The sequence below is a fragment of the Streptomyces mesophilus genome (genome assembly GCF_011044995.1).
In the GTDB taxonomy this organism is placed as follows: domain Bacteria; phylum Actinomycetota; class Actinomycetes; order Streptomycetales; family Streptomycetaceae; genus Streptomyces; species Streptomyces mesophilus.
Window position 1 is genome coordinate 1 of sequence record NZ_JAAKZW010000218.1, and the last position, 14,132, is coordinate 14,132.

General features: G+C 70.7%; 12 protein-coding genes. 6 read left to right on the forward strand and 6 right to left on the reverse strand.

Annotated elements, in window-relative coordinates:
* From G6045_RS33045 to G6045_RS40990, 3 genes are all read left to right on the forward strand, one after another.
* On the forward strand, nucleotides 1-551 hold a 551-nt coding region (locus G6045_RS33045), incomplete at its 5' end, for a hypothetical protein (protein WP_165335865.1).
* Between the two features lie 43 nt (nucleotides 552-594).
* Nucleotides 595-1,806, forward strand: a complete 1,212-nt coding sequence (locus G6045_RS33050; protein ID WP_165335866.1) for a sensor histidine kinase — start codon at nucleotides 595-597, stop codon at nucleotides 1,804-1,806.
* A gap of 167 nt (nucleotides 1,807-1,973) precedes the next feature.
* Nucleotides 1,974-3,152: a hypothetical protein gene (locus tag G6045_RS40990; RefSeq protein WP_206344513.1), complete on the forward strand. Its 1,179-nt coding sequence runs from the start codon at nucleotides 1,974-1,976 to the stop codon at nucleotides 3,150-3,152.
* A 148-nt stretch (nucleotides 3,153-3,300) separates the two neighbouring features.
* Here the strand turns inward: G6045_RS40990 and G6045_RS33060 are convergent, their stop codons facing one another.
* The gene (locus G6045_RS33060; protein WP_165335867.1) at nucleotides 3,301-5,370 is read right to left on the reverse strand and encodes a PhoX family protein; all 2,070 of its coding nucleotides are present in this window, start codon (nucleotides 5,368-5,370) and stop codon (nucleotides 3,301-3,303) included.
* Nucleotides 5,371-5,649: 279 nt separating this feature from the next.
* Here G6045_RS33060 and G6045_RS33065 point away from each other — a divergent pair, with 279 nt between their 5' ends.
* Together G6045_RS33065 and metG are read left to right on the forward strand one after the other, a co-directional pair.
* The gene (locus G6045_RS33065) at nucleotides 5,650-6,813 is read left to right on the forward strand and encodes a VWA domain-containing protein (RefSeq protein ID WP_165335868.1); all 1,164 of its coding nucleotides are present in this window, start codon (nucleotides 5,650-5,652) and stop codon (nucleotides 6,811-6,813) included.
* A gap of 155 nt (nucleotides 6,814-6,968) precedes the next feature.
* Nucleotides 6,969-8,696, forward strand: a complete 1,728-nt coding sequence (gene metG, locus G6045_RS33070) for a methionine--tRNA ligase (RefSeq protein ID WP_165335869.1) — start codon at nucleotides 6,969-6,971, stop codon at nucleotides 8,694-8,696.
* 72 nt (nucleotides 8,697-8,768) lie between these two features.
* On the opposite strand, the gene G6045_RS33075 is transcribed toward metG, so the two are convergent.
* The 5 genes from G6045_RS33075 to G6045_RS33095 all read right to left on the reverse strand — a co-directional run bounded on the left by G6045_RS33075 (nucleotide 8,769) and on the right by G6045_RS33095 (nucleotide 13,286).
* Nucleotides 8,769-10,172: a VCBS repeat-containing protein gene (locus tag G6045_RS33075; RefSeq protein WP_328707988.1), complete on the reverse strand. Its 1,404-nt coding sequence runs from the start codon at nucleotides 10,170-10,172 to the stop codon at nucleotides 8,769-8,771.
* Between the two features lie 233 nt (nucleotides 10,173-10,405).
* Nucleotides 10,406-11,140, reverse strand: a complete 735-nt coding sequence (locus tag G6045_RS33080) for a VWA domain-containing protein (RefSeq protein ID WP_165335871.1) — start codon at nucleotides 11,138-11,140, stop codon at nucleotides 10,406-10,408.
* Between the two features lie 70 nt (nucleotides 11,141-11,210).
* Complete coding sequence (locus tag G6045_RS33085) at nucleotides 11,211-11,984, reverse strand: L,D-transpeptidase family protein (protein ID WP_165335872.1); 774 nt, start codon at nucleotides 11,982-11,984, stop codon at nucleotides 11,211-11,213.
* 35 nt (nucleotides 11,985-12,019) lie between these two features.
* The gene (locus G6045_RS33090; protein ID WP_165335873.1) at nucleotides 12,020-12,778 is read right to left on the reverse strand and encodes a hypothetical protein; all 759 of its coding nucleotides are present in this window, start codon (nucleotides 12,776-12,778) and stop codon (nucleotides 12,020-12,022) included.
* Nucleotides 12,765-13,286 (reverse strand): SigE family RNA polymerase sigma factor, encoded by a 522-nt coding sequence (locus G6045_RS33095; protein ID WP_165335874.1) that lies wholly within the window; start codon nucleotides 13,284-13,286, stop codon nucleotides 12,765-12,767. The genes G6045_RS33090 and G6045_RS33095 overlap by 14 nt, the downstream gene beginning before the upstream one ends.
* 251 nt (nucleotides 13,287-13,537) lie before the next feature.
* Between G6045_RS33095 and G6045_RS33100 the strand changes: the two genes are divergently transcribed.
* Nucleotides 13,538-14,011, forward strand: coding sequence for a hypothetical protein (locus G6045_RS33100; protein WP_235968476.1), 474 nt, complete (start codon nucleotides 13,538-13,540; stop codon nucleotides 14,009-14,011).
* Nucleotides 14,012-14,132: the final 121 nt, after the last annotated feature.

The following is a 14,132-nucleotide window of genomic DNA, read 5'->3' on the forward strand; positions in this document are numbered from 1 at the left end:
ACCCCAGCCCGCCCACGCCGGGCCAGAGCGCGGGCCAGCCGACCCTCGTGCCGGGGGTGCCCAAGATCCCCTCCGGGGACATGGGCAAGGCCGTACCCCTGGACGTGGTCAAGGCCGATGTCGCCGAGGACGCCCGCAAGGACCGCGGGAGCGCGCGGCTCGTCCACCCGGCCGCCGCCAAGAAGATGGCCGACTGCTCCGGCGCCGCCTGTCCCGTACGGGCCCCGGTCCTGCACGACCTCACCGGCGACGGGAAGAACGAGCTGATCACGGCGGTGGACATCGACGGCCGGATGAGTGAGCTGCGGGTCTACACCGTCGAGGACCAGCAGGTGAAACGGGTGCTCTCGCGGCGCGCGGTCCTGGAGGGCGTGGAGGTCGCGGCCGGGCATCTGGCGGTCCGCGAGCCCACCACCAACCCCACCTATGTCTCCGTATCGGACTACGTCTGGGATCCGGACCGCCGCGGGATGTTCCTCCAGCAGCTGAGCCTGGACACCTGCCGGGCGCCCGAGCGCCAGGGCAAGCCGTGCCCGACGGAGGGCACATGACCGGTATCCGCATGACCGGTAACCACACAAAGGGCGGCCGCTGATGGGGCTCCGCTGGCGGATCGCCCTCACGATCACCGCGGTGAGCTGCACCGTCGCGGCGGTGCTCGGCGTCCTCGTGCACAACGTGGTCACCCGCCAGGTCGTCGGCGAGGTCCGCAAGGAGGTCCGCGACGAACTGGACTACGCACTCAGCGCGTACGAGTACGGCACGACCATGCCCGAACACGCCGGCATCGACCCGCCCGGCCTCCCGACGCGCCTGCGCGAGCTGGCGGCCGACGGCCGGCGCGGCACGATGGTGGGCGAGCGCGCGGGCGAACCGGTGATGTGGAGCGCCGCGCCCGCGGACGGGAAGGCGCTGGCGGTGTGGCAGCCGTTCGGGGCGACCCGTTCACGGCTCGACACCATCGACACCGCGATCCTCGGCTCGGCGCTGCTCGCCGCCGGCACCGTCACGCTCGCCGGGCTCTTCCTCGCCGCCCGGATCAGCCGCCGCCTCAGCGCCACGGCCGCGGTCGCGCGGCGGATCACGGACGGCGACCTGGACGCGCGGGTGGGGATGAGCGCGGGGAGCGGCAAGGGCCATGACGAGGTGCGGGATGTGGCGGCCGCCCTGGACAGCATGGCCGAGTCGCTGCAGCGCCGGCTGGAATCGGAGAAGCGCTTCACGGCCGATGTGGCCCATGAGCTGCGCACTCCGCTGACGGGCATGGTGGCGGCGGCCGGGCTGCTGCCCGAGGGCCGCCCCAAGGAGATGATCAACGACCGCCTCGGCGCCCTGCGCGGGCTGACCGAGGACCTCCTGGAGATCTCGCGCCTGGACGCCGGTGCGGAAACGGCCGACCTCTCCGAGTACCAGCTCAGTGCCCTGGTCGAGCACGCGGTCCGCGGCACCGGTCTGGAGGCGGAGACCGAGGTCGTACGGGATGTGACGGTGCGGACCGACCGGCGCCGCCTCGACCGCATCCTGAGCAATCTGATCGTCAACTCCCATAAGCACGGCCGGCCGCCGGTCACCCTCACCGTGGACGGCCCGGTGATCGAGGTGCGGGACCAAGGGGACGGCTATCCACGGGAGTTGGTGGAACAGGGGCCGCAGCGGTTCCGTACCGGCGATCCCGGGCGGGGCAGGGGGCACGGTCTCGGTCTGACGATCGTGATGGGGCAGGCCGGGGTGCTCGGGATCGAGGTCGAGTTCGGTGCCACGGAGAGCGGGGGCGCTCGCACCGTTCTACGGCTTCCCGCGCACTGATTCCACATCAGTGCAGGTCAGTGGCCCTTTACAGAGGTGTGCTGCGGAATGCCGCAAACCGTTACATTGCTTACGCATGACCCAAACATGACCTCCGTAGCTTCATATCCGTCGCCACCGCAAAGGGGCACAGACCGGGACACCACAGCTACGAGAAAGTCACCATCATGCGCGCCACCCGCCGTACCGTCCGCACCGCCGCCATCGCCACCGGCGTCATCGCCGCCCTCGCCGTTCCGACGACGGCCGCCTTCGCCGACTCGCCGACCGCTCCGGGCACCGGCCAGGAGCAGGTCCTGCCGGGGAACGAGACGAAGCCGGGGAACGAGACGAAGCCCGGCAACGAGACCAAGCCGGGCGACGAGTCGAAGCCCACGGACGAGACCAAGCCCACCGACGAGACCAAGCCGGAGACGCCCAAGCCGGGCGGTGACGAGTGGAAGTCCCTCGGCAAGAAGCAGCTGGCGGGCGGCTTCTCGGCCGACGTACGCGTCAAGGCCTCCGCCAACTCCGCCGCGGCCACGATCTCCAAGGGCGGCGCGCAGGTCGGCACGCTTGACGCTTCCGGCAGCACCGCGTCCCAGGTCATCGACGGATACACCATCAGCCTGACCCCGGCCGGCCAGGTCTCGGCCAAGAAGAACGGCGGGGACGAGACCCCCAAGCCGGGCGGCTGGGTGGCCAAGCCCAAGCAGCAGCTCGGTGACGGCTACTCCGCGATCGTCTCGGTGAACGCCTCCGCGCGCATGGCCAAGGCCGACATCTACCAGGGCAACGGCGGTGTGGTCCGCGCGCTGAGCGCCACCGACGGCAAGCCCGCCACGTACAAGACCGGCACCGGTGTCATCACGCTGACCTCGGACGGCTCGATCTCGTACAAGAAGGGTGAGAACCCCAAGCCGAAGCCGGATACCCGCACCTTCGTGCGCGAGTACAAGAACCTCGGCGGCTCCGGCTTCGACGCCAAGGTCTACAAGACCAAGGCGGGTTACGAGGCCGACATGATCGCCAAGGCCACGGACTCCGACAAGAAGATCGTCTGGGACACCCTCAAGCAGTCCGGCGACAAGGCCGCGTACGGCCAGCACAACGGCGCCCACTTCGTCCTCAACCCCGACGGCACCATGAAGGGCTGGACCGAGGGCAAGTCCAACGGCGGCGACAAGAAGGACCAGAACCGGAAGCAGAACAACGCCATACCCAAGGGCGGCGTCAAGGCCGGTGCCGAGGGCGTCTCGTCCGGTGACGACACCGCGCTGCTCGCCGCCGGTGGCGGCATGGCGGCGGCCGGTGCCGCGGGTCTGGGCTTCGCGATGCTGCGCCGCCGCGGCGACCAGGAGAGCTGACACTCCCGTACGACAGGAGAGCCGGCGCTCCCGAACAACAGGAGCGCTGACGCTCCCCGTAAAGGCTGAGAACGGGGCGCCCCCTGGCAGGAGGGGTGCCCCGTTCCCGTATGTCCCATGTCCCAAGCGGGCCGCGTACGAAGGGGACTCAGACCCCGATGTCGCCGCCGTCCTTGCGCCACACGGCCACGACCGACGGCCGGACGTGCTTGCCCTGTCCGTCGGGCCAGGCGGAGAGCGGATTGTCGACCGTGGCGCCGTCGAGCTCGCCCGGGTGCTGGACCGCGACGAGCACCCGGCGGTCCTGGACCAGCGGACCGCAGGTCTCCGCGCCCTTCGGGACGGTCAGGAACTGCTTGAGCTCACCGCGCCGCTCCCCGGCCGTCGCGACGCCGAACAGGCCGTCGTGCGAGCCGAGTTGGGCACCGTCGGTGGAGATCCACAGGTTGCCGTGGTCGTCGAAGGCCACGTTGTCCGGGCAAGAGATCGGGGAGACCTTGTCCTTGGGGAAGCCCGCGAAGTACGTCGCCGGATCGTTCGGGTCGCCCGCCACCAGGAACAGTGACCAGGCGAACTTCGTCTGCGTCGGGTCGTTCCAGCGCTCGGTGAGCTCGAGGACCTGGCCGTGCTTGTTGAGGTTGCGCGGGTTGGCCTCGTCCGCGCCCGCCTTGCCGGCCTTGCCGCGGTCGGTGTTGTTGGTGAGCGCGATGTAGACCTTGCCGGTACGCGGCGAGGGCTCGACGTCCTCGGGACGGTCCATCTTGGTGGCGCCGACCTTGTCGCCGGCCAGGCGCGTGAAGACGAAGACCTCTTCGGCGCTCATGCCCTCGACATGGCTGACGGCACCCTTCGCGGTGGCCGTGGCCAGCGGAATCCACTCTCCGCTGCCGTCGAACTCACCGTCCGAGGGCAGCTTCCCGGTGCCGTCGATCTCGATCGCCGGGGAGTCGCCGGTGAGCTTCGCGACGTAGAGCGTGCCCTCGTCGAGCAGCGTCATGTTGTACGCGCGGTCGGAGCGGGAGCTGCCGCGCCGCATCCGCTTCGAGGAGACGAACTTGTAGAAGTAGTCGAACCGCTCGTCGTCCCCGCTGTAGACCACGGGACGGCCGTCGCGCGTGAGCCGCACGGTCGCGCCCTCGTGCTTGAAGCGGCCGATCGCGGTGTGCTTGACCGGGGTCGAGTCCGGGTCGTACGGGTCGAGTTCGACGATGTAGCCGAAACGGTGCACCTCGTTGGGCTCCTGGGCGACGTCGAAGCGCTTGTCGAAACGCTCCCACTTGCGCTCGGTCGGGCCCGTGCCGATGCCGTAGCGCTTGTCGGTCGCGCGCGAGGAGTTGGCGAAGTACTGGTTGAAGTTCTCCTCGCCGTGCAGCGTCGTGCCCCAGGGGGTCTGGCCGCCCGCGCAGTTGTTGAGCGTGCCGAGCACCTTGGTGCCCGTCGGGTCCGCCGAGGTCTTGAGCAGATCGCTGCCGGCCGCCGGGCCCTGCACACGGAACTCCGTGGTGGCGGTGATCCGGCGGTTGAGGTGATGCCGCGGAACGTACGTGAGCTTGCCGGTCCTGCGGTCCTCCTCGACCACGACGACCCCGAGGCCGTGCGCGGCCCAGGCGATCTCCACCTGCTCGCGGGTCGGGTTCGCGGCGTCGTAGTCGCGGAACATCAGGATCTCGTCGGTGTACTCGTGGTTCGCGACGAGGATCTGGCGGCCGCGGCCGTACGGCAGCAGGGCCAGGTAGTCGTTGTTGTAGCCGAACTGCCCGGCCTGGGCCTTGGCGCTCTGGTGCTCCGGGTCGAAGTCGGGGGCGCCGCGCAGGATGGGGTCGCCCCACTTGATGACGATGTTCTGGGCGTAGCCCTCGGGGATCGTGACCTGGTCGGCGGAGTTGGGCGCCACCGGCGTGAAGCGCAGGCCCTTGGCGGCCTTGTCGCGGCCGTGGCCCCGGCCGGCCGTGTTCGCCTCCGCGCCGGCGGCCGTGGCCCGCGGGGCCTGGCCGACGACCGCGGCGCCGGCCGCGCCGGCGACCGTGACGACCGCGGCGGCGCGGATCATCGACCTTCTCGACAGGGCACCGGCTATGACATCGCCGACATATTCGTTGTCGCTGGTGTTCGGAACCTCGTGGAAGCAGGCGTCACCACAGCGGAAGCGGCACGTCATGGCCGACCGTCCACCCGGGTGCGAACCGTCCTTCGTGATGAGCGGCAGCAGTTTGCGCACGTTTCCCCTCCGCGCTGGATCACCGACAGAGTGTCGGAAAGCTTGTCCCGGCGTGACGTTAGGTGCGGATGCCAGCAATGCGGCGGCCGTGACATGAACGCCGGGTGAACCCCGGTTGCATGGAGGGGTGTTGAGCTGGGGCGCGGGTCGGGAGGGTGAGCTTCGTGAGGGGCTGCCCAAGATCACGTGGAGCGGCCGCTAACCTTACGTGTCCGCCCTGGCCAGGGGTGACGGATTACCCGGACAACCGGGAACAACTCACGTTGAAGGGTTGCGCACATGGGCATTCTGGATCGCCTGCGGAACGTGTTCGGCCGGGGGCGTGCGGTGCCTGCGGCGCGGACGGCGGAGCCGGTCACCGTGACCGACGCCGAGCCGACGATTCCGTCGCCCGCCACGGAGACGGCGCCCGCGGCGTCCTCGTCCGCTCCGGTGCCGGCTCCCGCTCAGGAGACCGCTCCGGCCGCCGAGCCCGCTCCGGCCGCCGCCGCGGTGCCGGCTCCCGCCGAGGAGCCCTCGCCGTCCACGGTGGACGAGCTGGTCTCGGCCGCGTTCGACAACCCGTCCCTCGGCGAGCGGGTCCCGTCCCCCGCGACCTCCGCGGAGACGGCAGCCGCCCCGGCGGACCCGGAGCCGGAGCCGGTCGCGGAAGCCGAGCCCGTCGTCGAAGCCGACCCCGAGCCCGTACGCGAGGAGGAGCCCGTCCTCGTAGCGGAAACGCAGCCCGAGCCGGTCGCCGAGCCCGAGCCCGCCCTCGAGCTGACCGTGGTCGGCAAGCCCGCCCACACCCTCGCGCGGGTCAAGTCCCGCGCCCCCGGCCTCGTCGCCGCGTACAAGGCGGCCGGCGCCGCCCTGAAGAAGCAGGAGCTGACGGGCGTACGGGCCGACGTCTACCTCGTCCTCGACCGCTCCGGATCGATGCGCCCGTACTTCAAGGACGGCAGCGCGCAGAACCTCGCCGAGCAGGTGCTCGCCCTCGCCGCGCACACCGACGAGACCGCCACCGTCAACGTCGTCTTCTTCTCCACCGAGCTCGACGGCACCGGCACCCTCACCCTCGACGAGCACGAGGGCCGGATCGACGAGCTGCACGCGGGCCTCGGCCGTATGGGACGTACGAACTACGACCGTGCCATCGCCGAGATCGTCGCCCTGCACGAGAAGGCCGACCACCCGGACCGCCCGGCGCTGGTGATCTTCCAGACGGACGGGGCGCCGGAGTCCAGGACCGCCGCCACGCAGGCCCTCAAGGACGCCGCCGAGCACAGCATCTTCTGGCAGTTCGTGGCCTTCGGCGAGACGGAGTCCAAGGCCTTCGACTACCTCCGCAAGCTCGAAGTGGAGAACCCCGGAAACATGGCCTTCTTCCACGCGGGCCCGGTCCCCAACGAGCTCACGGACGCTGAGCTGTACGCGGGCCTGCTCGGCGCCTGGCGACCGTAGGCAGCACCGACCCCGAGGGGCCGTCCGACCGGGAAAAACCCCGGGCGGGCGGCCCCTGCCCGTCGGCTACGATTTGTGGATTCCAGGCGACGAGACGCGACTGTCATACCGACAGGGCCTCGTCACCGCACGTAGCGACCCGGGAGCAGCCCGCAATGGCTCGACACCTCATCACCAGCGCCCTTCCCTACATCAACGGGATCAAGCACCTGGGCAACATGGTGGGGTCCATGCTCCCGGCGGACGTGTACGCCCGCTACCTCCGCCAGCGCGGCCACGAGGTCCTGTACATCTGCGCCACGGACGAGCACGGCACCCCCGCCGAGCTGGCCGCCAAGGAGCAGGGCCTGCCGGTCGCGGAGTTCTGTGCGCAGGCGCATGACGCGCAGAAGGCCGTGTACGACGGCTTCGCGCTCGCCTTCGACTACTTCGGCCGCAGCTCCTCGCCGCAGAACGCCGAGCTCACGCAGCACTTCGCGCGCAAGCTCAAGGAGAACGGCTTCATCGAGGAGCGCGCCATCCGCCAGGTGTACTCGCCTGCCGACGGCCGCTTCCTGCCGGACCGCTATGTCGAGGGCACCTGCCCGCACTGCGGTTACGACAAGGCCCGCGGCGACCAGTGCGAGAACTGCACCCGCGTCCTGGACCCCACCGACCTGATCAACCCGCGCTCGGCCATCTCCGGCTCCACGGAGCTCGAAGTACGCGAGACCAAGCACCTGTTCCTCCTCCAGTCGAAGCTGCAGGGCGAGGTCGAGCAGTGGGTGGCCCGCCACGAGGCCGAGTGGCCGCAGCTCGCCTCCTCGATCGCCCGCAAGTGGCTGACCGAGGGCCTGCACGACCGCGCCATCACCCGCGACCTGGACTGGGGCGTCCCCGTACCGGCCGACACCTGGCCGGAGCTGGCCGCCGAGGGCAAGGTCTTCTACGTCTGGTTCGACGCCCCGATCGAGTACATCGGCGCGACGAAGGAATGGGCGGACGCCGCCCCCGACGGCGAGGTCCGCGACTGGAAGTCCTGGTGGTACGAGCCCGACGGCGCCGCCGACGTCCGCTACACGGAGTTCATGGCGAAGGACAACGTCCCGTTCCACACGGTGATGTTCCCGGCCACCGAGCTCGGCGTGCGCGAGCCCTGGAAGATGGTCGACTACGTCAAGGCCTTCAACTGGCTGACGTACTACGGCGGCAAGTTCTCCACCTCGCAGAAGCGCGGCGTCTTCACCGACCAGGCGCTCGACATCCTGCCGGCCGACTACTGGCGCTACTTCCTCATCGCGAACGCGCCCGAGTCGGACGACTCCTCCTTCACCTGGGAGCACTTCACCGCCACGGTGAACAAGGACCTGGCCGACACCCTCGGCAACTTCGTCAACCGCGTCCTGTCCTTCTCGAAGAAGCGCTTCGGCGAGGAGGTCCCCGCAGGCGCGGAGGCCGGCGAGGCGGAGGCGAAGCTGGGCGAGGAGATCGCCGCGCTGCTCGCCGAGTACGAGACCCAGATGGAGGCCCTCCAGTTCCGCAAGGCCGCGGCCGCGCTGCGCGCCCTGTGGTCGGCGGGCAACTCCTATCTGGAGGAGAAGGCCCCCTGGCTGGAGATCAAGACCGACCCCGAGGGCGCGGCCCTGACGCTGCGTACGGCGATGAACCTGATCCACCTGTACGCGGTGGTCTCGGAGCCCTTCATCCCGGCGTCCTCGGCGGCGATGCGCGCGGCGTTCTCGCTGACCGATGACAACGCCACGTGGGTCTCGGCCGACGAGGCCCGCACCCTGAACTCGGTCCCCGCGGGCACCCCGTTCACGGTCCCGCCGGTCCTCTTCGCCAAGATCCAGGACGAGGATCTGGCGGCGTACAAGGAGCGGTTCGGGGGCGAGGGCGCGTAACTCCCTCTGCCTGTACGTGCAGGAGGGCCCCGGAACCGTATGGATCCGGGGCCCTTCGGCGTGCGGGGAGGGTCAGCCGATGAACGCCTCGCCCGTACCGCCCAGCGCTACGGCGTCGGACTGCGAGATCCCGAGCGCCGACGGGAGCATCATCTTGCTGCCCGTACCCGTGGGGCCTGTCGCACCACCGGAGAGGACCCAGACCGCGCCCTGGTAGTTGTTCTCGCCGACGCCGGTGACCATGAGTTCGGGCCGGCCGTCCTTGTTCAGGTCCCCTGCCTCGACCGTGGTCCCGAACTGGTCTTCATCCTCGGAACCTCCGGCGACGGAGGCGGTTTCCTGGTTCACCGCATAGGCACCCGTGCCGAGCAAGCCCGTCTTGCGGCCGGGGATGACCACGACGTTGCCGGCCGAGCCGTCCTCTCCCAGAGTCTCCTTCGGAGCGCCGACGATGATCTCGGCCGCACCGTCGCGGTTGAGGTCGGCCACGGCCACCGTGGCACCGAACTCGTCGTATTTCTCACCCGCGCCTGGCACGCCGACGGTGTCCTGGCTGATGTGCTGGGGCTTGGCGTCGAGCGCGATCCCCGTGGCGGACCCGAACCAGACGGAGACACGACCGCCTACTGCGCCCTCGTCCTCGGGACCCGATGCACCCGGTTCGTCGGGGTCGCCGACCACCAGGTCGCCATAGCCGTCACCGTTCACATCACCTACCGTGCCGGTCACGCCGTCGCCCTGGGAGAGCACCGGCCGCGGCCACATGCTGTCGTCCGAGTTCACGTGCACCTGGGCGCCCGTGTCGCCGACCCGGACGGTGAAGATGAAGCGGTCCGCATCACCGCTTCTGTCGACGTCGCCGAGGGCCACGGCCCCGGCCGATGCGGATGCCGTGTTCCCGTACGTGCTGCCGACCGTTCCCGTGCGGCTGAAGGGGCCTGTGTACTCGGCGACGCCTGACCATGAGGCCGCCATGACCTTGGTGGTGGCCCCTGAACTGCCCTTCACCGCAGCTACGGAGAGCCCGAAGTACACGCCCGACGGCAGAGACTGCGGTGGGTTGAGATTGGTACCGGCGCCCAGGCCGCTCCTGCTGCCCCACAGGACGCTGACCATGCCCACGTCCGTGCCGCTCGCCAGGTCCTCGCGGGGCGTCCCGACCACGAGGTCGGCATAGCCGTCCAGGTTCAGGTCGGCCACAGCGGTGCTGGTGCCGAAACCGTCACCCTTCTCACTCGCGCCCGGTACCCCGGCGGAGTTCTGCGTGATGACCACCCGCTTCGTGGGCGACACCCCGCTCGCCGAACCGTAGAGAACCACGACGGCCCCGGCGCCCCTATGACCGGACACGGTCGTCCAAGGCGCGCTCAGCACCAGATCCCGGTACCCGTCCCCGTTGAAGTCCCCCGGCGTCGCCATCCGCGCCGCCACCGCCGTACCGGGCAGCAGCGCAAGCCCCAGTGCTCCGGTGACCACGGCGGCCGCGATCCCTGCCGCAGGTCTCCACCCATGTCTGTGTATACGCATGCTTGTCCCACCCCTGATGTCTTCGCCCCGGACCCCCGGAGGCCACCCGGATCCTCCCCGAACCCGGTACGACACCCCTCACAACAGCCTGGTAACACAGGCCACTCGGGCATCAGCGAGATCTTAAGCCCCGACGCCGAACGGTCTGAAGGGCGCTGCGGCACCGCAATCCGGTCGTGACGTCAGCGGCTGCCGGTGGGGTTCGCTGGGGCGTCGGCCGGTTCCGTCGGCTCCTCTTCGGGTGGCTCGACCACCGTGGGCGGGAGGCTGCGCAGCCAGCGGCTGACCGCCCGGCGCACGGCGGCGGAGCGGCGGAGCCTGGCCCAGGAGGACCAGCCGGACGTACGGATCACGGCGAAGTTGGTGGAGGCTTCGGGCACCCGGTCGAGGAAGTCGAAGGTACCGGAGCCCTGCCGGGCCTCACCGGGACCATCCCTCTCGTCACTCCGGGACGCGGTGAGGAACACCCAGAAGACCGGATACGCGGCGGCCTCCGCCATGACCCGCAAGGCCTGCGCGTCGTCCAGCGGTCTGCCGGTGAGGAACACCAGGGCCACCGTGGGGCGGGCGCCCGACGCCGTGCAGACGTCGACCACCGCGCGCTGCAGCGGGGCGAGTTGGCGACGGTCCTGGAACAGCTCCCCGCTCACCAAGGCGAGACTGCCGCGCCGGCGGTCCTGCTCCGGAGAGCCACCATCAGGCGGGTCGTGAGTGAGCCAGCGGTCCGCCCACGTCTCGGGGGACTCGCGCCGCGGGGGCGGAATCCGGACCGGCTCGGCGTCGAACAGCCAGACGGGCATGGCCCGTTGGCCCAGCTCCTGCTCGGAGAAGTCCAGCGCGAAGAGGCCCGCGTCCCGTATCGAGGACAACTGGAACGCCTCCCGGCTGAAGGCCGCGAGCGCAAGGACCACGTTCATCGAACCCACCCCCGGCCGGATGCTACTGCGTTCCGGTACGCGTCTCCCACGGATCGGCCCCGATTACCCCCTACCGTGCCAGCGCCCCCGCGTCCCCCATCACCACCACCGGCTTGCTCTGCTCGTCCAGCCAGGTCAGCAGTTCCCGCATCCGTGGCTTCGGCAGGGTCACGCAGCCCTGGGTGGGCGCTCCGTGGTCCACGTGGAACCAGATGCCGCCGCCGCGGCCCATGCCGAGCGGACGGGTCCAGTCGAGCGGGGTCGTACCGGGCTTGCGGTTGTAGTTGATCGCGACGACGTAGTCGAAGGCGTCGCCCAGCGGCTCACCCTCCACATTGGTGCCGCGGGCGACGAAGGCCGGGCCCGTGTCGTACGGGAGTTCCGTGCCGGGGTCGCGCTCGTGGCCGCCCGCGTCGGTGAGTCCGAACACGCCGATGGGAGAGCGGAGATCGCCCTGGACATGGCGGTCGGTCCAGCCCTTGACGGCGTTGTGGGCGGGCCAGGCCTCACCGACCGGCACCCAGCCGTCCCCCTCCCTTTGATACCGCTGGGCCGAGCCGGTGCCCTCGTCGCGGCCGTCGCCGGTGACGACGATCGCCTGGCGGGCCGAACCGGGTACCTGCGCAAGGGTCTTGGGGCCGAGGCCGGGTATCTCGCGGGGCTCCGGGGCGGGTTCGTTCTGCGGTCTGGGCGCGGAGCGACCGGACTGGCCGCTCTGCGCTCGTACATCGGACTTCTTGTGCGAGGTGTCCTCGGCGGCGGGCCCGCCGCAGGCCGACAGCAGAAGGCCGGTGGCGAGCAGGGAGGTTCCGGCGGCGAGCAGGCGGGAGGTACGGGCAGACATGACGGCCTTTCGGCAAGCAGGAGAACGAGAAGGGGTCAGTACTCGACGGGCGCGGAGCTTGCCGAAGTCGGCGGCGGCGACGCGTACTTGGCGAACCGGGCATCCGCGAGCATCCGCCGCACCACCTCCGCGTACCGCCCCGCCGTATCGGGCCCGCCGCTCGCGCACAGCGTCGCGCCGACGACGGCGTCGGCCCGTCCGGGTACCTTGATCAGCCCGTAGAACTCATGCGATGCGGCGAGTCCGCGGCACAGCTCGCCGACCGCCATACGGTCGAGGCGTGGCGGCGACTGCGCCTTGCCGGCCAGCGTCGGCGTACTGTCCAGGGCGAGGATCAGCAACGCGCCGTCCTGCTTGGGCAGTTGGTCCAGGGGCGGGCACACCTCGGCCCCGTCCCGGGCGCAGGCGTCCCGGCCGCTTCCGAGCGGCTGCGGCGCCGCGTACGCCACCGCCCGCATCTTGGCGCCGGGGTCCTCGAGAACCGTCAGGCCATGCCAGCCCGGGGGCAACTCCAGCGTGAGCCCGGCGAGTTCGGAGTGCCGCAGCAGGTCCCGCGAGGCCGAGCCCGCAGGCGGTACGAGTGCGGGTCCGGGCTCCGTGCCGGATCCGGGCAGCAGCGTGCCGGCCAGCACCGCGGCGGCCGCGACACAGGCGCCCGCCACCGCGGCCGTCCGCCGGCGTCGCCGCCGCACCACCCGCTCGCGCACCCGGCGCATCCGGGAGTCGGGGGCGGGCAGCCGGGGGACGGCCCGTTCCAGCAGGTCCCGCAGCTCACGCTCGTCATCCACGGTCATCACCCGCCCCCACCTGCTCGGGCAGCACGGCCCGTAGCGTGCGCAGCGCCTTGGAGGCCTGGCTCTTGACGGTGCCGGTCGCACAGCCCAGCGTCGCGGCCGTCTCCTCGACGCTGAGGTCCTCGAAGTAACGCAGCACGACCACCGCCCGCTGCCGCACCGGCAGCGCCCGTACGGCCGCGGCAAGCGACTGCTCCAGCTCCACTCCCTCGTACGCGTCCAAGGCGGCCGCCCGGTCCGGGAGTTCGCCGTGCGGCACCTCGCCGCGCCAGCGCCGCCGCCACCAGGACGCATGGGTATGCACCAGCGCTTTGCGGACATAGGCCTCGGGGTGATCGTCCGCGACCTTCCGCCACTTGGGCCATACGCGGGCCAGGACCGTCTGCAGCAGATCCTCGGCGAGATGGGCGTCGCCGGTCAGCAGCCAGGCCATCCGGAGCAGGCGGGGACCCCGGGCGTCGACGAACGCCTCGAAGTCGCTCTCCTCCTCGCCCCGCCCCCCACGCATCGCCGTCCCGCCGTTCTCTTCGGTCTCTCACACTGGGGCAACCTGTTGGACCCCCGATCAGGTTGCCCCGCCGGGCCAAATTCTGGCCAGCTCCTCACTGCACGTGCACCCACCCGCCGACGGCGTTGTGCGTGGGTTGTCCGGTGACTCGGATCCGGCCGAACACGCTGCTAAAGTGCGGCGTTTCCATGCTCGGCATGTACATCACACAACGTCACAGCGCATATGCGGTACGCGTCATAGGGGGGACCTTGAGCGCGCAGTTGTATCCGGCTGCCAAGGATCTGGCGAAAGTTCTCTGGCAGCACCACACGGTCTACCGCGAACGCGACGGGGGGATGGTCATTCGCGGGGAGCACGTCCAGCGGTGGATCAGCCTCGGTGTCGCGGGCACGCGGGGGGATGTCCGGATCCGGGCGGGCCTCATCCTCGACGGCGGCACCACGGCCCCGGCGCGCACCGAGACGGTCGTCCCGCTGGCCGCCGGCACCGCCGAAATGGCCGCGGCCTGCCGCCGCCTCCTCGCCGACCTCACCTCGGCAGCGGAGCCACCGACGTCCACCCGCCCGGCCCGCGAACCACGCCCGCCGAAGGCGCCGAAGGCACGGCGGGGGCGAGGACGGGGCCGGGGTCGCCGGGTCGTCGCATGGATCCTTGGCGTGGCGGCGATCAGCGCGATCACGCTGTACGCACTGGCCGCGTACTCGGCTTCGCTGGGCGGTTAGTCGCGGCGGTTGCGCGTGCGGTTTCGTCGTGGGTCGGGGCCGGGGTGGGGTGCTTGCTCATTCGGGCAATGGCACCGTTCCCGCGAAGGGTCACCGTTGTCGTCGGGGGTGCCCGAATGAC

Excerpts from the sequence above, each read along its gene's own strand:
- G6045_RS33050 (WP_165335866.1), top strand. The coding sequence starts at position 595 with ATGGGGCTCCGCTGGCGGATCGCCCTCACGATCACCGCGGTGAGCTGC.
- G6045_RS40990 (WP_206344513.1), top strand. The coding sequence starts at position 1,974 with ATGCGCGCCACCCGCCGTACCGTCCGCACCGCCGCCATCGCCACCGGC.
- G6045_RS33065 (WP_165335868.1), top strand. The coding sequence starts at position 5,650 with ATGGGCATTCTGGATCGCCTGCGGAACGTGTTCGGCCGGGGGCGTGCG.
- metG (WP_165335869.1), top strand. The coding sequence starts at position 6,969 with ATGGCTCGACACCTCATCACCAGCGCCCTTCCCTACATCAACGGGATC.
- G6045_RS33080 (WP_165335871.1), bottom strand. The coding sequence starts at position 11,140 with ATGAACGTGGTCCTTGCGCTCGCGGCCTTCAGCCGGGAGGCGTTCCAG.
- G6045_RS33085 (WP_165335872.1), bottom strand. The coding sequence starts at position 11,984 with ATGTCTGCCCGTACCTCCCGCCTGCTCGCCGCCGGAACCTCCCTGCTC.
- G6045_RS33090 (WP_165335873.1), bottom strand. The coding sequence starts at position 12,778 with ATGACCGTGGATGACGAGCGTGAGCTGCGGGACCTGCTGGAACGGGCC.
- G6045_RS33095 (WP_165335874.1), bottom strand. The coding sequence starts at position 13,286 with ATGCGTGGGGGGCGGGGCGAGGAGGAGAGCGACTTCGAGGCGTTCGTC.